The organism is Mycobacterium sp. HM-7, from assembly GCF_053852335.1.
Window position 1 is genome coordinate 5777234 of record NZ_CM132657.1, and the last position, 19179, is coordinate 5796412.

Sequence of the window (19179 nt, forward strand, 5' to 3'; positions counted from 1 at the left end):
ACTACTTCCCGGCCTGGATCTGGTTGATGGCTTGGCTCATGTGCGCGCCGACCTTGGCAATGTACGGCTCATCGATGGCCTGGATGTGCTCGCCGCCGATATTCACGACCTCCAGGTCGGGCGCGAACTCGCCCCAACCACCGTCTGGCTGACGAGTGGCGTACGCGGGCTCGAACACGATGGCGTCGTCGTGGTAGCGGTCCGCCATGTAGAGCACGACGTGGCCGTCGTACGGCTGGATGTCGATGGTGTCCAGCGCGCGGTTGTCCAGATACGACGTGCGCTGGTGCTCGATGATGCCGCCCGGAATCTGCACGCCGCTCTGCGCGACGATGTCCAGCACGAATTTCACCTGACCCTCGTCATCGAGCTTCTCCAGCTCCTCGTACGGGATTTCCGGAACCTCGACGTTGAAGGTGCGCTCGGCGAAGCGGGCGTAGCGATCCCAACGGGCCCGCATACCGGCCTGGGTCTTGTCGATGGGGACACCCGGCCGCACGCAGTCGATCAGCCCGACGTACCGGACATCGGCGCCGGCCTGCTTGAGCCCGATGGCGCACGCGTAGGCCAGCGCCCCACCCAGCGACCAACCGGCCAGGACGAACGGGCCCTTGTGCATTTCCAGCAGCTTCGGCACGTACTCGGCGGCGCGCTCCTCGATGGAGCCCTCGACGCGTTCGATGCCGTAGACCGGGACGTCTTCCGGCAGTCGCTTCAGGAGCGGCTCGTAGACCACCGTCGAGCCACCGGCGGGGTGGAACACGAACAGCGGGACCTGCGGGCCACCGTCCTTCGCCGGACGGAGCGTACGGACGAAGCCGTCCACCACACCGTCTTCCAGCTGATCACGCACGACCGTGGACAGCTCTTCGATGGTCTTGGCCGAGCGCACCTGCTCGACCGTCACGATGCCCTCGGCACGCTCGGAGAGCCGCTCGGACAACTTGGTCGCGGTCGCATCGTCGACGGCGGGCAGCTCGTTGAAGATGCCGCCGGGCGACTTACCGGTGACGATCGCCCACGTGGCGAAGGTGACCCGCTCGGCGGCGTCACGCGGGGGCACGTCGGCGCCGAGCGCCTCGGTCACCGCCTCCTGCGTGAGCACCTTGGCGGCAGCCGCGGCCGCAGTGGCCTGGTTCGGTGCGGCCTGGCTCGGTCCGGCGGGGTTGGTGGGCGGCGGCGGGACGGCGGGACCCGACGGGTCGGTCGGAGGCGCCGGGATGCCCTGCGCCGCAGCGGCATCCGTGGCTATGTCAGCCGCAGGGGTTTCCTCCGCCTTGTCAGCCAGCGGGTGTCCGGCCTCGGCCAGCTTGGCCTCCAGCTCCGCGACAGTCGTTGCGCCACCCATCAATTCGGCCTGCGCGGCGGCGATCTCCTCGGCGCTCTGGCCCTTCTGCGCCTCGGCAAGCTGGCCGACCTCGTCGCGGTGCTCGATGGCGTAGTGGATCAGCTTCTCCACCGCGTACAGGTTGGCGTCGCGCACCGCGGTCAGCTGGATCGGCGGCAGGTCGAAGTCGTACTCGACCCGGTTCTTGATCCGGACCGCCATGAGCGAGTCCAGACCCAGCTCGATCAGCGGCACCTCCCACGGCAGGTCCTCGGGCTCGTAGCCCATGGCGCCACCGACGATCGCACCCAACCGGTCCGCGATGGTCTCGCCGGAATCCGGCGACCACTTTTTGAAGCCGGCAGCAAGTCCGGCACCGGCGGTCAGGTCGTCCTGCAGGATGGCGGCGTCGTCTTCGGCGGCGGGTTCCGGTGCCGCAACGGCGGTTTCGGCAACCGTGGCGCCGACGGCCGACGGCAGCGCGGTGCCACCGAGCGCGACCGGGAGAGCCGCACCGTCACCACCGCGGCTGACGACCGCGTCGTAGACCAGCGTGAAGGATTCACCCATGCGGGCGTGCACCTGCACCGTGCCGCCACCGGGGTGACGGGTCAGCGTGGTGACCAGGCGCGAGCCCTCACCCGGGATGGCGCGCTGCTCGAACGCGGTCAAGCGGGCATCCGGAAGCACCTGTGCCGCAGCGGCTTTCACCAGCTTGGCCAGAGCGGCCGCGTCGACCTCACCACGCGGGGCGTACTCCCACACATGCCGGCCGTCCGGGGTGGCGACATGGCTGCCCGGCTCGATGGCCGAACTGTCGGCGGTGAAGTTGGCGTCCAGCCAGTGTGGCTTGCGCTTGAACCGCGTCGGCGGGATCGGCGCGTAGTCGACAGCGGGATCCTCGGCCGGCGAGAACATCGTCCGGAAGTCCAGGTCATGGCCGTGCACGAACAGCTGCGCCATGGCGTTGGTCATCGAATCGACCTCGTCCTGCTTACGGGCGAGGGTCGGGATCAGCTGACCGTCATGCAGACCGGCCGACATGGTGGTGAGCCCAACCTGCATGAGCGCCACCGGGTTCGGGGCCAGCTCCAGGAACGTGGTGTGCCCGTTGTCGACGGCGTTGCGGATGCCGTGGGTGAAGTAGACGCTGTGGCGCAGCCCCTTCTTCCAGTACTCGACATCGTGGATCGGGTCGCTGCCGGCACGGATCAGCTGGCCCTCGTGCACCGTCGAGTAGTAGGCAGTCTGCAGCGGCTGCGGCTCGATGCCCTGGATTTCCGCCAACAGCTCGCCGAGCAGCGGGTCCATCTGCTGCGTATGGCTGGCGCCCTTGGTCTGCATCTTGCGGGCGAACTTGCCCTCGGCCTCGGCGCGGGCGATGATCGCGTCGACCTGCTCCGGCGGGCCGCCGATGACGGTCTGCGTCGGGGCGGCGTACACGCACACCTCGAGGCCCGGGAAGTCGGCGAAGACCGTCTTGATCTCCTCGGCCGAGTACTCGACCAGCGCCATCAGGCGGATGTACTCGCCGAACAGCATGGCCTCGCCCTCACCCATGAGGTGGGCGCGCGAGCAGATGGTGCGGGTGGCATCGGCCAACGACAGGCCACCCGAGAAGTAGGCGGCGGCCGCTTCACCGAGCGACTGGCCAACCACCGCACCGGGTTTCGCACCGTGCGCCTTGAGCAGCTCACCGAGCGCGATCTGCAGCGCGAAGATCACCGTCTGCACGACCTCGATGGGGTATTCGCAGGTCTCGTTGGTGTAGTCGATGGCGTCATCGAGGATCAGCTCGACGACGGAATAGCCACGCTCATCCTGGATGTGCGCGTCGACCTTGTTGATCCACTCCGCGAAGATCGGGTCGTTCAGGTACAGGCTCTTGCCCATCTTGCGGTGCTGCGCACCGAAACCGGCCAGCACCCACACCGGGCCGTTGGTGACGGGTCCGTCGGCGGCCAGCACCAGCGGGCTCTGCTTGCCTTCGGCCAGCGACCGCAGACCCTTGACGGCTTCGTCGTGGTCGTGCGCCAAAATCACTGCGCGCGAACGGCCGTGGTTGCGGCGCGACAGCGAGCGACCGATGGACTCCAGCGAGTGGGACCGGCCCGCTTCGCTGTCGATCCAGTCCGCCAACTCGGCGGCCGCGGACTTCTTCCGCGAGGTCAGGAAGCCCGAAACCGCCAGTGGCACAATGCGCTTGACCGGCTCGGCCGATTCGATTTCAGCGCGACCGGCCTCGATCAGCTCGAGCGCCCGCTCGGTCAGACCGGGCAGCTCCGGCTCGTCGTCGGTCTCGTAGCCGTAGAAATCGGCGTCACCACGGTTGTCGCCTTCGTCACTACCTGAATCTCTGCGCGCAAGCGGCTCATCGTCGATGAACTCGCCGTACTCGTCCATCTTGACGCCGCCGACATACACGGCGTTCGCGTCAGAGGCCGGCTTCTCCTCGGCAACAACCTCTTTGGGCTCCGGCTCGACGAGGTCGCTCGGCAGCACCTGCCGCATGACCAGGTGGGCGTTGGCGCCACCGAAACCGAAACCGGAGACACCCGCGATGGCGTGACCGCTGTAGCGCGGCCAGTCCGACAGCTCGGCGTTGACCTTGAGGTGTTCCTTGTCGAAGTCGATGTACGGGTTCGGGCCCGCGTAGTTGATCGACGGCGGCAGTTTGTCGTGGTACAGCGCCAGCGTCATCTTCGCGACACTGGCCGCACCGGCGGCCGACTCCAGGTGTCCCACATTGGATTTCACCGCACCGAGCAGCGCCGGCTTGTCGGCGGCGCGGCCACGGCCGATGACCCGCCCCAGCGCGTCGGCCTCGATCGGGTCACCCAGGATGGTGCCGGTGCCGTGCGCCTCGATGTAGTCGACGGTCTTGGGGTCGATGCCGGCGTCCTTGTAGGCCTTACGCAGCACCGCTTCCTGAGCGTCAGGGTTCGGAGCCAGCATGCCGTTGGAGCGGCCGTCGTGGTTGATGGCCGAACCGGCGATGACGGCGAGAATCTCGTCACCGTCGCGGCGGGCGTCGGCGACGCGCTTGAGCACGACCATGCCGCCACCCTCGGAACGGGCGTAGCCGTCGGCGTCGGAGCTGAACGACTTGATGCGGCCGTCCGGCGCCAGGACGCCGCCGACCATGTCGAAGCCGACCGTCACCATCGGCGTCACCAGCGCGTTGACGCCACCGGCCAGCACCACGTCGGCCTCACCGGAACGCAGCGCCTTGACACCTTCGTGCATCGCGACCAGCGACGAGGAACACGCGGTATCGATGGTCATCGACGGCCCGCGGAAGTCGAAGAAGTACGAAACCCGGTTGGCGATGATGGAACTCGCGGTGCCGGTGATGGCGTAGGGGTGCGTGATCGACGGGTCGGAGACCGACAGGAAGCTGTAGTCGTTGGTCGAGCTACCGACGAACACACCTACCGACTCACCGCGCAGCGCCGACGCCGGGATGCGGGCGAATTCCAGTGCCTCCCAGGCCAGTTCGAGCGCCATCCGCTGCTGCGGATCGATGTTGTCGGCTTCCATCTTGGCCAGCGCGAAGAACTCTGCGTCGAAACCCTTGATGTCCGACAGGTACCCGCCGCGGGTGCGGGCCTCGGCCACCCGCTCGGCGATCCGGGGCTCGGACAGGAACTCCGACCAGCGGCCCTCGGGCAGATCGGTGATGGCGTCGCGGCCTTCCAGCAGCGCCTGCCACATCTCGTCGGGGGTGTTCATGTCACCCGGGAAGCGAGTGGCCAGACCGACAACGGCGATGTTCATCGCGTCGTCGTCGGCGTCGCGGGACCAGTCCTCACCCTCGACGACCGCTACTTCGGGCTCACCCTCGATGATGACCTGGGCCAGCGCCTCGATGGTGGGGTGCCGGAAGGCCACCGTCGCGGTCAGCGTGACGCCGGTGAGGTCCTCGATATCGGAGGCCATGGCGACCGCGTCGCGCGACGCCAGTCCGAGCTCCACCATCGGCACCGACTCGTTGACGGAGTCCGCCGGCTGGCCGGTGGCGTTGGCCACCCAGTTGCGCAGCCACTCGCGCATCTCCGGCACGGACATGCCGTTGGCACGTGAGACAGCCGCGCTCTGGGGCCCCTCCTGCGGCGAAGTGTCGATTTCGTTCGAATTGTCTTCGGTGTCAGTCATTTTCACTGTTCACTTTCGCCGCCGGACGGGGTGGTTCAGGCCCGGGATAGAGGAGTTCAGTTCAGATCGTCGGGGAACGCGTTGGCCACCTTGCCGCTGCGCAGCGTGCCGTCCAGGTAGGCCGCACGCGTGGCCCGGCGGCCGATCTTGCCGCTGGAGGTGCGCGGGATGGCGCCCGCCGCGGTCAGCAGCACGTCGCGCACGGTGACGCCGTGGCGCACCGCGATGGCAGCCCGGATGTCGTCGATGATCGGCTGGACCTCGAGCTTGTGGGCCCCGGCGGCACGCTCGGCGACGATGACCAGCTGCTCGGAGCTGTCGTTGGGATCGCGCTTCAGGCCGGCGTGGGCGTCGGCGAAGACCTCATCGGGCAGCTGGTTGGCCGGCACCGAGAACGCCGCCACGTAGCCGACACGCAGGGCCTTGCTGGCCTCCTGCGCCGAGTACTCGAGGTCCTGCGGGTAGTGGTTGCGGCCGTCGATGATCACCAGGTCCTTGACGCGACCGGTGATGTACAGCTCGCCGTCGTAGTAGGCACCGTAGTCGCCGGTGCGCACCCAGGTGGCGCTGTCTTCGGCGCCCTCGGCGTGCGACGGGCTGGTACGCGACTTGAGGGTGTTCTGGAAGGTCTCGATGGACTCTTCGGGCTTGCCCCAGTAGCCGGTGCCCATGTTGGCACCGCTGATCCAGATCTCGCCGATCTGGCCGTCGGGCAGCTCGGTGGCGGTCTCGGCGTCCACGATGACGGCCCATTCGTCCACGCCGATCTTGCCGGCGCCGGCCTGGGCGACGGCCTTCGGCGAGTCGTCCGGGACCACCACGAAGGTGCCGGTGTTGAGGGCGTCGCGGTCCACCGACACGATGGTCGGCTCCGCGGCGGACGGCGTCGTCGACACCATCAGCGTGGCCTCGGCCAGGCCGTATGACGGCTTGATGGCCTTGGACGGGAAGCCGAACGGGCCGAAGGCCTCGTTGAACCGGCGCACGGTCGCGGCCGAGATCGGCTCGCTGCCGTTCAGCACGGCCTTCACGTTGGACAGGTCGATGTCCCCCTCCTTCGGCACGCCACGGGCCGCGGCATGGTCGAAGGCGAAGTTCGGGGCCACCGAGATGACGCCGCCGGTGTCGGTGTCCTTGCGGGCCATCTCGCGAATCCAGCGCTCGGGCCGGCGCACGAAGGCCGCGGGGGTCATGAAGGTGAAGCTGTGGCCGATCATCGGCGCGATCAGCGCGGTGATCAGGCCCATGTCGTGGAAGAACGGCAGCCAGGACAGGCCACGGTCGCCCTCTTCGCCCTCCAGCGCCTCGACGACCTGGACCACGTTGGTGGCCAGGTTCAGGTGGGTGATCTGCACACCGGTCGGGATGCGGGTCGAGCCCGAGGTGTACTGCAGGTAGGCGACGGTGTTCTCGTCGATTTCCTCGAACGGGATCCAGGTGGCCGCGACCTCGTTCGGCACGGCGTCGACAGCGATGACGCGCGGACGCTCGTTGGCCGGGCGGCTGCGGAAGAACTTGCGCACACCTTCGGCGGCGGCGGTGGTGGTCAGGATGGCCGACGGCTTGCAGTCGTCCAGGACCGCGTGCAGGCGGCCGACATGCCCGGGCTCGGACGGGTCGAACAGCGGCACGGCGATGCGGCCGGAGTACAGGACGCCGTACATCGCGACGAGGTAATCCAGGTTCTGCGGGCACAGGATCGCGACGCGGTCGCCGACCTCGGTGACCTGCTGCAGACGCGCGGCGACGGCCTTGTTGCGGGCGCTGAACTGGGCCCAGGTCAGATCTTTGGCCTCGCCGTCACGCTCGATGGAGAAGTCGAGGAACCGGAACGCGAGCCGGTCGCCGCGGACCTTCGCCCAGCGTTCGACGTGCTTCACGATGCCGGCACCGTCCGGGAAGGTGATCTTCCCGTTCTTGATGAACGGGTTGTGGAACGCCATCAAAAATCTCCTGTCACAGCCTGCCGCGCTGGCTACGTCGTATGCAGCCGGTCACGCCAAATCCCGGCAAATGGTACCGGGCAGTAGCGATATGCCACCCCAAGATGGTCCGGTCAGCAATACGACCGTGCTCTTAGTTATCTCTTAATGTTAGGTGACGCGAATTCGCAGGCCAAATCGCCCCACCGCTTCGGCGGGCCGAACATCGGCTGAGTTGTACTCGCCAGTAGCCATCGTCTGATGTCAGCCGTGCTTGGGATGCGGCGCGTTGTCGATCAGGTCCTTGGCCCACCCCAGCGTCCACTGCGTGGAGGTCTGGCCGTCGAGGGTCCAGAACTGCGGGGTGTTGTACAGCGCGTGCACCGGTCCGGCAGCGCTGCCGGACAGCGTGGCAAGGGTGCTGGGCAGGTTGACGACGTTGAACGCCTCGGTCGGCGCGGCGCAGATCAGGTCACCCTTTCCGCAGATCTCGTTGACCCGGTCGTTCAGCGCACCGAAACCGCCGACCCGCGGTCCGGTCATGTTGAGCCCGAGCATCCCGAGCGGCAGTTCGTGCAGCGTGATCTCGGCACCCTGCCCGGGAGGGTTCGGTCCGATGTCCTTGCCCACGTCGGGCTGGCGCCGGCCGTCGGCGATCAATGTCACGCCGAGCACCAGGTCCTGGTCGATGGGTCCGCGGCCGTTGCCGATGTCGCTGGCGATGTCGCCGGCGATCACCGCGCCCTGCGAGAAGCCGATGATCACGAAGCTGGTCAGCGGGCACCTGTTGTTGATCTCGGTGATCGCTTCTACAGCCTTCTTCTTGCCCTCTTCGCGGCTGTCGTTGTACGACATCTGGTTGTCCGCCGCCAGCGGGTTATGGAATTGCGCGGTGTAGGGCACCGTGTACTGCGCCAGCCGGTCGGCGCCGAAATCCTGGCCCAGCGGGTTGCTGACGTTCAGCAGCAGCGCGATCGGGAACGACGGCGTCGGATTCAGCGGGTCGAGCACGCGCGACGACTCCCAGGTGCCCGGAATCGACATCAACTGCACGTCGGGGCAATCGGCGGACTGGAAGGCCGGCCGCGGCTTGGACGGCTTCGTGGTCGGGCCCGAGGTCGGCGGTTGCGCCGACGGCGGAGTCGGTCCGGGAATCTCGCCGGGCTGGCGCAGCCACACCACGATCGCGAAGGCGACCACGATGACCAGCAGTGCTACCGCGCCCGCCGCTGCGATGGCAAGGATGCGGTGGCGGCGGCGCCGATTATTGGTGGCCATGTGGTGTGAGGTCTCCTGCGGGCTGAGTCGATCCGGTTGCGATCCGAATGTACTCAGCGCTCGTCACACCAAGGTCACGCCGACCGCTCTTGTGCTGGTCAGGGCCACGACGCTGTGCGCGAAATCATGGAAAACGCGTGCAGACCCGGCCGCGGCGCGCTAGCGGATGACGCTCACCAGTTCGCCCGACATGGCACCGAGCTGACCGCTCCAGCTGCCCCAGTCGTGCTGCGGGCCGTCCGGGAAGTCGAAGTGCCCGTTGTGGCCGCCGACGCTGCGGTAGTGCGCGTAGAACGCGCGGTTGCTGCCCTGAGCCTGGTCGCAGTAGCCGATCATGGCCGCGGGGTCACTGCAGGTGACGGTCGACGGGCTGAACACCCAGATGCGGGTGTTGTTCTGGTTCAGCAGGCTCACGTGCACATCCGGGTCGTGCCACTTCCAGCGGCCCAGCTGCGGGGCGCCCCACATGCCGTAGGTGTCCACCCCACCGAATTCACGCATGCCTGCGGTGATCGCGCCGTTGAACGTCGTCGACGACGGGGTCAGAAATCCCGACAGCGAGCCCGCGAACCGGAACCGGTCCGGGTGGAACTCGGCCAGCGCCAGCGCGGCCGTGCCGCCCTGGGCCGCACCCACGACGCCGTGGCCGTTGGGCGCCAGGCCCTTGGTGGCGGCCAGATAGTCCGGCAGCTCCTGGCTCAGGAAGGTCTCCCACTGCTTGCTGCCGTCCTGCTCCCAGTTGGTGTAGAAGCTGAACGCGCCGCCGGCCGGAGCCACCACCGAGATGCCCTTACCCGCCAGCGTGCCCATGGCGTTGCCGGCGGTGACCCAGTTGCTGACGTCGGGGCCGGCGTTGAAGGCATCGAGGAGGTAGACCGCGTGCGGGCCGCCGGCCTGGAACGTCACCGGGATGTCCCGGCCCATCGCAGCCGAGGGCACCATCAGCGTCTCCACGCCCGCGGCACGGGCGGTTCCGGTGCCCGTCAGAAGGCCACCGGCGAGCAATGTGACTGCCGCCAGTCCAGCAGCGGAAGTGGCCAGCGTCCGCATAGTTCTCCGCATTGCCTGCAGCCCCATAACCAACCTCACCTGTTCGTGATCGTCGAGCGTCCTGAAACCCGCGTTGTAGTGAACCACATCACCTCGACAGATGGTGACCGAACAATGGGAGGGAACGTTGCCAGGCGCCGCCGCGACGTGCGTACTTCCCGGCATAAACGACTGGCGGCGACGACCCGTGAAGGTCGCCGCCGCCAGTGCGAGTTGTTGCCAGAGGATTTACCTCAGGATCAGGGTGTTACGCCTGTCCCGAAGCACCCAGCACACGCTGCATGTCAGGCTTCATGGCCTGCAGCTGCTGGCCCCAGTAGCCCCAGTCGTGGGTACCGCTGTTGGGGAAGTTGAACACACCGTTGGTGCCACCGGCAGCCAGGTAGTTCTGCTGGAAGGTGCGGTTGGTGCGGATGGTCAGGCCCTCGAGGAACTTGGCCGGCACGTTGTCGCCGCCCAGGTCGCTCGGGTTGCCGTCGCCGCAGTAGACCCACAGGCGGGTGTTGTTGGCGACCAGCGTGGCCATCTGGACCATCGGGTCGTTGCGCTTCCAGGCGTTGTTCGGGTCGCCAGTGGAGCCCCACATGTCGTCGGCCTTGTAGCCGCCGGCGTCACCCATCGAGATGTTGACCAGGAACGGCCACCAGCCCTCGGACAGGTTCAGGAAGCCCGACATCGAGCCCGCGTAGATGAACTGCTGCGGGTGGTAGATGGCGAGGGTCATCGCGGCCGAACCGGCCATCGACAGACCGACAGCAGCGCCACCGGTCGGCTTGACCGACTTGTTGGCCTGCAGGTAAGCGGGCAGCTCCTGGGTCAGGAAGGTCTCCCACTTGTAGGTGGAGCAGCCGGCCTTGCCACACGCCGGCTTGTACCAGTCGCTGTAGAAGCTGGACTGGCCACCGACCGGCATGACCATCGAAATGCCCGAGCCGTTGTACCACTCGAACGCGGCGGTGTTGATGTCCCAGCCGTTGTAGTCGTCCTGCGCACGCAGGCCGTCCAGCATGTAGACGGCCGGCGAGCCCGCGCCACCACTCTGGAACTGAATCTTGATGTCGCGACCCATGGCCGCAGACGGAACCTGCAGGTATTCAACCGGCAGACCGGGACGCGAGAAAGCCCCTGCAGTCGCCGTTTCACCGACAACCCCGACAAGACCGGGCAGCGCTGCCGCGGCGACGGCCGCGACCGCCATCCGGCGCGGCATGGCCTTGGCCATCGACCGCATCTTCCCAACGAAACTCATACCGCTCCCTAATCTTTCCTATGACGGCGTACGGACAACCCTCATCCCCGCCTCTGCCGTTGAGGTGACGATCAGGCCGGGCGCACACGCCCGAGTGGTTATCGCCGCATGGTTCACCGGCGTTACCTACGCTTCAGACCGTGCCAGCGCTCGTGCGCTGAAACTACGGACCGGTAGCCGGTAAGCCAGTGTAAGGGGTCGACAGCCTCGGAGGCACATCGAGCCCGCAGCGATGCAGCTCGTATAACGGCACGCGATCAATCCGGTAACGCGTAAATGTGAACGCGTGTACCAGATTTGACATGAACCGGTGGAAGTCGATCGGAGCCCGCACCGAGCTCAGCATCGTTTCGGTCTCCGGGCACGTCAGCGCGACCGCCGCTTGCGCCACCCAGTCCTGGTCCAGATAGGTCGGAATCCACGGCGGCTTGCGCAGGAACGGCCCCTCGGCGACCGCCCAGTCCGGGAACAGCTCCTTGTCGTGACCGATACGCGCGTCATCCAGCCGGGCCGTGTGGGCGGCCAGCGGGTTGGCCAGCCCGATCTGGTCGATCACCCGGACCTCGAGCGGCAGGTTCATGCCCATCATGCCCAGGTTGGTGAAAAAGACTGTGTGCGGACCTTTTTCGAACCAGTTCGGCGGCGGCGGCGACGTCGGGTCCGGGACGGGCGGCGGCATGGCCGGGACCACGTCCCACTGGTCGTAGTTGCCCGACGGCAGCAGCAGCGCACCGACCGGGGTGTTGTCGATGGCCGCCAGCACCGCCCGCATCCGCGGGTAGTCCAGATAGTCGGCAGCCGTCAGCGGATGCGCATGGCCCGTGGCCTGCGAGTAGAAGCGCCGTTCGTCGACGATGCCGGAGTAGGTCACCCGGGTGGCGTCGTATCCGAGCCCCTGCGAGTTGGCCGCCCACAGCGACCAGCCGACGGCCGCCAACCACAGGGCCGTTGTCGTACCGGCCAGCGCGTAGCCGACCTCACGGGCGATGTTCTTGCCGTCGGGAAGCACGATCGGGATCACCGCAACCGGTATGACCAGGCAGAACAGCGGCACCAGCAGCACCCGGCCGTGCATGAAGTCACCGCCCTGGCGCAGCCAGTACAGACCCTGCACCAGGCCGCTGCCGGCCATGAAAATCACTACGGCAGTGGGACTTTGAACGCGGCGAGCCAGCGAACCGTAGCCACGCGGCGCGGTCTGGCCCCACCACGGCCGACTGTGAGTGACGAACAACACAATCGCCAGCGCCACGGTCAGCACCGCCGGGACCCACAACAGATAGGGCCGGTTGAAGTTCCCGAGGTAGACGAAGCCCTGCTGCCATTTGGATCCGGTGGCGTCCTTGGCCAGCGCGGTGATGGGCACCAGCAGGCCGTAATAGCCCATCCGGAAGATCTCGTACGCGACCGGCAGTAGCCCGCCGGCCACCACGATGATCGCGCGGCGACGCCGGCCTCGGGCGGCGACCAGCAGCATGACCAGCGCCACCCCGCCGATCAGCGCCAGTTCGGGGCGCACCAGGACCGACAGGCCGGCCACGCAGGCCAGGGCGCCGTCGAACCGGGCACTGGTCACGTTGGCGTCGGGTTCGCGGCCCGCGGCAGCGGTCGCGCGGAGAGCCTGCGCCCAGCACACCATCATCCACCAGAGCAGTCCCAGGTAGGCCATGATCAGGCCGTTCTCCAGGCCCGATGTGGCGAAGTCACGGGCCGGCGGCACAGCCATGTAGACCAGGGCGCCGGCCGGGACCAGCAGCGCGCGGCGGCCCCGCAGCCCCGGGGCGTACAGGCGCCCGGTGCCGAGCATCGCGAAGACCAGGCCCGCCACGCTCAGGGTCAACGCCAGGGCCAGGGCCACGTACTCGAGCTGTACCGAGCCGCCGATCCACGCACCGAGGGTGACGAGATAGGTCCACAGCGTCGAGGTGTTGGACTCGACGCGCTCACCGACGTTGAAGACGGGACCGTTGCCGACCAACAGGTTTCGCACGGTGCGGAGCACGATGAGGCCGTCGTCTGCGATCCACCGGCGCTGCCAGGCGCCCCAGCCGAACAGGGCGGCAGACACCACGACGCTCAGCCACAGACTGATCCGCGCGGCCCGGCCATACGGGAAGACCGGCCCGCGCAGCAATTGCCGAGCGGGCGAGTCACTCACCGGATCAGTCCGGGCAGAATCGCGGCGACGAGCGTTGCAACCAGGGCGACGCCCAGCAGTTGCAGCACGCGGTCGTTCAACACGATCTCCTCGGGTTCACCCGCGGCGCCGCTGTCGACGTCGACGGCGTAGCGCAGGATCGCGATGGTGAACGGCACCATCGAGACGGCGAACCACGGGCCCTTGTTGCCCTCGAAGGCCCACAGGCCGTAGCAGAGCACCACGGCGGTTGCCGACAGCGTCCAGACGAAGCGCAGGTAGCTGCTGGTGTAGGACTCCAGTGCCTTGCGGATCTTGGCGCCGGTGCGTTCGGCGAGTTGAAGTTCGGCGTAACGCTTTCCGGCCGACATGAACAACGAGCCGAACGCGAACACCAGCAGGAACCACTTGGACAGCGGGATGCCTGCGGCCGCGCCACCGGCGATGGCGCGGATCAGAAATCCCGACGAGTTGATGCAGATGTCCAGCACCGCTTGATGTTTCAGGCCGAAGCAGTAAGCCAGCTGAGTCGCGAGATACACCGCCATGACGATCGCCAGGCTCGGCGTGAGCCACCACGAGATGGCCAGCGAGCCGACACCGAGGACCACGGCCAGCGAGTAGGCCAGCTGGACCGAGACGACGCCCGCCGCGATCGGTCGGTACTGCTTCGTCGGGTGAACCCGGTCGGCCTCGACGTCACGGGCGTCGTTGATGAGGTAGATACACGACGCGGCCATGCAGAACACCACGAACGCGACGCCGACGGCCTTGAACACCTCGGTGTAGCTGTAGTGCGCCCCGACGCCTAGTGACGCCAGCGGTGCAGCCAGGACCAGGACGTTCTTCACCCATTGCCGCGGCCGCAGCGCCTTGACGACGCCGGCGGCCAGATTCTTCGGCGGCCCCAGCTCTTGCGTCTGTTCGGTCATACCCCAGCCTTTGGTTCGCGCTTGGCAGTTCGCTCGGAAACCGCCCCGACTGATTCGGCGACCACGGTTCCCACCACGACACCGGTAAGGACATCACTGGGGTAGTGCACGCCGAGAACCATGCGGGACAACGCCATCGGCGGTACCAGGAACCACGGCAGCGGCAGGCCCGTGGCCCGGCCGATCAGGATCGCGGCGGCGGCGGTCGACGTCGCATGCGCCGACGGGAAGCTCAGCCGGCTCGGGGTGCCGACATTGACGGCGATGGCCGGGTGCTGCGGGCGTTCCCGCTTCACGACCCGCTTGATCAGGACGGCGGCCGCATGAGCGAGGAAGGTGCCGACACCGGCGGTCACCCAGGCCCGGCGGCGCTGCGGCTGCAGCAGCGCGCCCAGGCCGCAGACGGCGAACCAGCCCAGGCTGTGTTCACCGAAGTACGACAGCACCCGAGCGCCGGCGAGGACGCCGGGACGACCGGTCAACGCCGACTGAACGCCGACCAGGATGGCGTCCTCACCGCGCGGGATGTCGGCGGTGACGTCACCCTCGAGACTCACCGGGCACCAGCCGGTTCGGTCTGGGAGGTCAGCAGGACCGTCTCCCACTTCTCCTTGCTCGTCAGCTCCGGCAGAGCGTTGCGGTACACCTTGCGCATGCGGTTGAACTTGCGGGCCAGCAGCGCCTGACGCTTGAGCGACTCACGCAGCAACTCGAACATCTTCTCGCGGTCGCGCTGCCGGTAGACCACGCCACGGCCGTCGGCGGTGGTGACGGTGACACCGTCGACCATGCACAGCGAGAACCAGCGGGCATCCTGCGTCGCCACGTTGATCTGTGGCCGCACATGGTGTTCCGGGTCGTGTGGCTTGAGCTGGTTGACGACGCCACGAGTAAGCCGGACTGCGATGGCGGGCAGGCTGGTGGGAATCTTGACTTTCCGGCGCCACTTCTTGTCCGACGGCGCGGGCAGCGAGGTCGCGCTTTCCAGCACCACGGCGTCCGGGTACTCGTTACGCATGGCGCGCACCTCGGGCAGCGCGGACTCTAGGATGGTGAACAGGTTGTCCGGCCCGGCGAGGAAGTCGTCCATCGCCCGGTTCTGGATGGCCACGGTCGAGTACTCAAGGCACAGAAGGTGTTTCATGGTCGCCTTGAAGTGGCTCGCAACCAGGCCACGAATGTTGCCGTCCCAGTGCAGCGCCGCCACGACGAGGCGGTTGCGCAGGTGGAAGTACGCCTGCCAGTCGATGGCGTCGTCCTTGTCGCTCCACGCCATGTGCCAGATCGCCGCGCCCGGCAGCGTCACCGTCGGGTAGCCGTGCTCGCCCGCGCGCAAGCCGTAGTCCGCGTCGTCCCACTTGATGAACAGCGGCAGCGGCTGACCCAGCTCTTCGGCCACCGCGCGCGGGATCATGCACATCCACCAGCCGTTGTAGTCGACGTCGATGCGGCGGTGCAGGATCTTGCTGCGGTACTCCTCCTCGTCGGCGAGGGGGTATTTCGCGAAGTTGTGGTCGTACTCGGCGTTGATGGCGTGCGTCCACATGAAGTTCGCCGAATCGACCATCTCACCCATGACATGCAGGTGCGAGGGCTCCTGCAGATTGAGCATCTGGCCACCGACCAGGGTCGGCGTCTTGGCGAACCGGTTGAACGCCAGGGCCCGCAGCACCGAGTCCGGCTCGACGCGGATGTCGTCGTCCATGAACAGGATCTGTTCGCAGTCAGTGTGTTTCAGCGCTTCGTACATCACGCGGCTGTAGCCGCCGGAGCCGCCGAGGTTCGGCTGGTTGTGAATGGCCAACCGGTCGGCCAGCGGGGCCGCCGCGGCCGCGAAGTCGGGATGGTCCTTGACCTTGCTGGTGCCCTGATCGGACACGATGACCGCGCCGATCACCTGGTCCACCAACGGATCCGACGTCAACGCCGCGAGCGCGTTGACGGCGTCGGCCGGCCGGTTGAAGGTCGGGATACCGATCGTGATGTTCGCCCGCCCGGGCGCTTCGACAGGGGCGTACCACCCGGCGTTGTGCACGGTCACCGCGCTGTCGGTGGTGATGTCGAACCAGATCCAGCCGCCGTCCTCGAACGGCTCCAGGCCGATCTCGAACTCGACCACAGCCGGCAGGCCGTCGTCGCCGCTGGCAATCTCGCTGCCGCCCACGGTGATTCGCGCACCGGTCGACTTCGACCGGTAGACGTCGACGCGGGCACCACCGGTCAACTCGACCCGCAGCACCACCGAGGTCAGGATCGACCAGCGGCGCCAGTAGCTGGCCGGGAACGCGTTGAAGTAGGTGGCGAACGAAACCTCGGACTCCCCACCGATTTCCAGCGTCGTACGAGTCGGGGCGTGCGCGCGCCGGGCGTTGGTGGACGACTCCTCGATGTACAGCTTGCGGACGTCGAGGGGCTCACCCGGACGGGGCAGGATGACCCGCGACAGCAGGCTCACCGCACGGGACTGTCCCGACGCCAACGCGCCGGACGGGATGTCGCTCATGGTCTTCAGCTACTTTCTGTACCGGCGTCGCCGAGTGCCGCGCCGTCACGCAGATGCGGCATCAGCACGTTGTCGTACATGTTCAGCGCACTGGCGATGGCCATGTGCATGTCGAGGTACTGATAGGTGCCCAGCCGGCCCCCGAACAGCACTCGGTTCTCCTCCGTTTCGGCCTTGGCCCTGGCGCGGTAAGCCGCCAGGATCGCGCGATCCGAATCGGTGTTGATCGGGTAGTACGGCTCGTCGTCGTCGTTGGCGAAGCGCGAGTACTCCCGCATGATGACGGTCTTGTCGGTCGGGTAGTCCCGCTCGGGGTGGAAGTGCCGGAACTCGTGGATACGGGTGAACGGCACGTTGGGGTCGTTGTAGTTCATGACGGGCGTGCCCTGGAAGTCTCCGATGGGAAGCACTTCCATCTCGAAATCCAGGGTGCGCCAGCCCAGCCGGCCCTCGGAGTAGTCGAAGTAGCGGTCGAGCGGGCCGGTGTACAGCACCGGGGCGTCCGGGCTCTCGGCCCGCAGGCGGTCGCGCACGTCGAACCAGTCGGTGTTCAGCACCACGTCGATGCGCTCGTCGGCGGCCATGTTCTGCAGCCAGGCGGTGTAACCGTCGACGGGCAGACCCTCGTAGGTGTCGTTGAAGTAGCGGTTGTCGAAGTTGTAGCGCACCGGCAGGCGGCTGATGATCGACGCGGGCAGGTCCTTCGGATCGGTCTGCCACTGCTTGGCCGTATAGCCCTTGACGAAGGCCTCGTAGAGCGGCCGGCCGATCAGCGAGATGGCCTTCTCTTCGAGGTTCTGCGCATCGTCGGTGTCGATCTCGGCGGACTGTTCGGCGATCAGCGCGCGGGCCTCGTCGGGGCTGAAGTAGCGCCCGAAGAACTGCGACACCAGACCCAGCCCCATGGGGAACTGGTAGGACTGACCGTCGTACATGGCAAAGACGCGGTGCTGGTAGCCGGTGAAGTCGGTGAATTGCCGCACGTAGTCCCACACCCGCTGATTGGAGTTGTGGAACAGGTGGGCGCCGTACTTGTGCACCTCGATGCCGGTTTCGGGTTCGGCTTCGGAGTAGGCGTTACCGCCGAGGTGGTGGCGGCGCTCGACGACCAGCACCCGCTTGTCGAGTTGGGTTGCCGCGCGCTCGGCAATCGTCAGTCCGAAGAATCCGGAGCCGACGACGATGAGGTCATATGGGCCGGAGGACTGGCTCGCAGCGCCCCGGGAATCAGCGGAGGTCATCGGCGTTCAGGGTATCCGACAGAGTCCGTCCGGCCCGAAAACACCCGGTCGGGTCGGGCAGTGCGCGGGCCGGTCGCAATTCGCTCACGATTCTGCATCGTCACTCTAATCCCACCAATCACAGCTTTAACATCGATGACGTCAGTACCGACGACTCGGCAAGCCAGCTCGAGCCGTGCCCCACACGATTGAGGAGACTTCCGTGCCTAACCGACGTCGACGCAAGCTCTCGACAGCCATGAGCGCAGTCGCCGCCGTGGCCGTCGCAAGTCCGATCGCACTCGTGGCGGTCGCCGAGATGACCCCGGCAAACCCGACTCCGCAGCACCGGGAATTCGTCCAGGCCGCGCTCGTGACCGACCTCCCCAACGAGGTCATGTCCGCGCTGTCCCAGGGCCTGTCCCAGTTCGGTGTCAACCTGCCGAACCTCATGGGTGGAGCCGCGAGCTCCTCCAGCCCGCTGACCGGCGGCCTGTCCCCGCAGACCGGCCTCACCCCCGGCCTGGGCACCAGCCCCAGCCTGGGCGCCACCCCCGGCCTGACCCCGCCGGCCGGCCTGACGCCGGCGGGTGGGCTCACGCCGCCTGCCGGTCTCACCCCTGGCCTGAGCACCCCGTCGACTGGTCTGACCGCACCCGGCCTGACCCCGCCGACCGGGGCGACCGCGCCTGGCCTCACCCCGCCGGCAGGCCTGGGCACCACCAGCCCGTCGGCGCTGCCCCCGGGCCTGGGCGGCCTGCCGAGCACGGGGCTGCCCACCGCCGGCCTGACGACCCAGGGCGCGACCCTCCCGAGCGTGAGCACGCCCGGGCTGACCGCTCCCGGTCTGAACGCCACGGGGCTGACGACGCCGTCGATCAGCGCGAACCCGGCAGGGCTCGGCGCCGCGGGCATGCCGATGACCGATCCCAACGCCAGCCTGGGCCTCGGCCCCGGCCAGGGTCTCGGCGGCAGCTACCCGATCCTGGGTGACCCGTCGGTCGGACTGGGCGGTGGCGACGGTCTCGGCCTCGGCGCCGCACCGAGCAGCGGCGGTGGCGGGTTGATCAGCGACCTGACCAGCGCCGCCAACCAACTGGGCGCGACCCAGGCGATCGACCTACTCAAGGGCATGGTGATGCCGGCCATCACCTCGGCGGTGAAGTCCGCTCAGGCCGCCCCCGCGGCAGCCGCCGCGGCCGCACCGGCGTTGCCCGCCCCTGCGGTCTGACATTCCGTCAGCGGCCACATCGACGGCTCGCCGTCGCCAACTGAATACCTGTAACCAAGACGGCACCGCAGAAGCCCTACGGCTCTGCGGTGCCGTTGCGGCGTATCGCAGAGAATTGACAGCACGGTAATCCGTGTCGAAACACGGGTAACACCTGACACATACGTAACATTCG

At 67.5% G+C, this 19179-nt stretch carries 11 protein-coding genes; 1 reads left to right on the forward strand and 10 read right to left on the reverse strand.

The window, feature by feature from the left end; all coding sequences use genetic code 11:
• Nucleotide 1 precedes the first annotated feature (1 nt).
• The 10 genes from pks13 to glf all read right to left on the reverse strand — a co-directional run bounded on the left by pks13 (nucleotide 2) and on the right by glf (nucleotide 17794).
• Complete coding sequence (gene pks13 / locus ACWW1C_RS27765; RefSeq protein WP_455981244.1) at nucleotides 2-5482, reverse strand: polyketide synthase Pks13; 5481 nt, start codon at nucleotides 5480-5482, stop codon at nucleotides 2-4.
• 56 nt (nucleotides 5483-5538) lie between these two features.
• Complete coding sequence (fadD32, locus tag ACWW1C_RS27770) at nucleotides 5539-7425, reverse strand: long-chain-fatty-acid--AMP ligase FadD32 (RefSeq protein ID WP_455981245.1); 1887 nt, start codon at nucleotides 7423-7425, stop codon at nucleotides 5539-5541.
• Nucleotides 7426-7668: 243 nt separating this feature from the next.
• Nucleotides 7669-8682: a carboxylesterase Culp6 gene (culp6, locus tag ACWW1C_RS27775; protein ID WP_455981246.1), complete on the reverse strand. Its 1014-nt coding sequence runs from the start codon at nucleotides 8680-8682 to the stop codon at nucleotides 7669-7671.
• Between the two features lie 159 nt (nucleotides 8683-8841).
• The gene (locus tag ACWW1C_RS27780; RefSeq protein ID WP_455981247.1) at nucleotides 8842-9744 is read right to left on the reverse strand and encodes an alpha/beta hydrolase-fold protein; all 903 of its coding nucleotides are present in this window, start codon (nucleotides 9742-9744) and stop codon (nucleotides 8842-8844) included.
• Nucleotides 9745-9979: 235 nt separating this feature from the next.
• Complete coding sequence (locus tag ACWW1C_RS27785) at nucleotides 9980-10981, reverse strand: esterase family protein (RefSeq protein WP_455981248.1); 1002 nt, start codon at nucleotides 10979-10981, stop codon at nucleotides 9980-9982.
• Nucleotides 10982-11144: 163 nt separating this feature from the next.
• The gene (zomB, locus tag ACWW1C_RS27790; RefSeq protein ID WP_455981249.1) at nucleotides 11145-13139 is read right to left on the reverse strand and encodes a flagellar motor control protein ZomB; all 1995 of its coding nucleotides are present in this window, start codon (nucleotides 13137-13139) and stop codon (nucleotides 11145-11147) included.
• Nucleotides 13136-14050 carry a decaprenyl-phosphate phosphoribosyltransferase gene (locus tag ACWW1C_RS27795; protein WP_455981250.1) on the reverse strand — a complete coding sequence of 305 codons (915 nt, stop codon included), beginning with the start codon at nucleotides 14048-14050 and terminating at the stop codon, nucleotides 13136-13138. Before ACWW1C_RS27795 ends, zomB begins: the two co-directional genes overlap by 4 nt.
• Nucleotides 14047-14607: a phosphatase PAP2 family protein gene (locus ACWW1C_RS27800; RefSeq protein ID WP_455981251.1), complete on the reverse strand. Its 561-nt coding sequence runs from the start codon at nucleotides 14605-14607 to the stop codon at nucleotides 14047-14049. Before ACWW1C_RS27800 ends, ACWW1C_RS27795 begins: the two co-directional genes overlap by 4 nt.
• Nucleotides 14604-16553 carry a glycosyltransferase gene (locus ACWW1C_RS27805; RefSeq protein WP_455981252.1) on the reverse strand — a complete coding sequence of 650 codons (1950 nt, stop codon included), beginning with the start codon at nucleotides 16551-16553 and terminating at the stop codon, nucleotides 14604-14606. The genes ACWW1C_RS27800 and ACWW1C_RS27805 overlap by 4 nt, the downstream gene beginning before the upstream one ends.
• 5 nt (nucleotides 16554-16558) lie before the next feature.
• Nucleotides 16559-17794, reverse strand: a complete 1236-nt coding sequence (glf, locus tag ACWW1C_RS27810; RefSeq protein ID WP_455981253.1) for a UDP-galactopyranose mutase — start codon at nucleotides 17792-17794, stop codon at nucleotides 16559-16561.
• Nucleotides 17795-17996: 202 nt separating this feature from the next.
• Between glf and ACWW1C_RS27815 the strand changes: the two genes are divergently transcribed.
• Nucleotides 17997-19004 (forward strand): hypothetical protein, encoded by a 1008-nt coding sequence (locus ACWW1C_RS27815; protein WP_455981254.1) that lies wholly within the window; start codon nucleotides 17997-17999, stop codon nucleotides 19002-19004.
• Nucleotides 19005-19179: the final 175 nt, after the last annotated feature.

What these genes read in the sequence shown, in the direction of transcription:
- pks13 (WP_455981244.1), bottom strand. Translation starts at nt 5,482, where the DNA reads ATGACTGACACCGAAGACAATTCGAACGAAATCGACACTTCGCCGCAG.
- fadD32 (WP_455981245.1), bottom strand. Translation starts at nt 7,425, where the DNA reads ATGGCGTTCCACAACCCGTTCATCAAGAACGGGAAGATCACCTTCCCG.
- culp6 (WP_455981246.1), bottom strand. Translation starts at nt 8,682, where the DNA reads ATGGCCACCAATAATCGGCGCCGCCGCCACCGCATCCTTGCCATCGCA.
- ACWW1C_RS27780 (WP_455981247.1), bottom strand. Translation starts at nt 9,744, where the DNA reads ATGCGGAGAACTATGCGGACGCTGGCCACTTCCGCTGCTGGACTGGCG.
- ACWW1C_RS27785 (WP_455981248.1), bottom strand. Translation starts at nt 10,981, where the DNA reads ATGAGTTTCGTTGGGAAGATGCGGTCGATGGCCAAGGCCATGCCGCGC.
- ACWW1C_RS27795 (WP_455981250.1), bottom strand. Translation starts at nt 14,050, where the DNA reads ATGACCGAACAGACGCAAGAGCTGGGGCCGCCGAAGAATCTGGCCGCC.
- ACWW1C_RS27805 (WP_455981252.1), bottom strand. Translation starts at nt 16,553, where the DNA reads ATGAGCGACATCCCGTCCGGCGCGTTGGCGTCGGGACAGTCCCGTGCG.
- glf (WP_455981253.1), bottom strand. Translation starts at nt 17,794, where the DNA reads ATGACCTCCGCTGATTCCCGGGGCGCTGCGAGCCAGTCCTCCGGCCCA.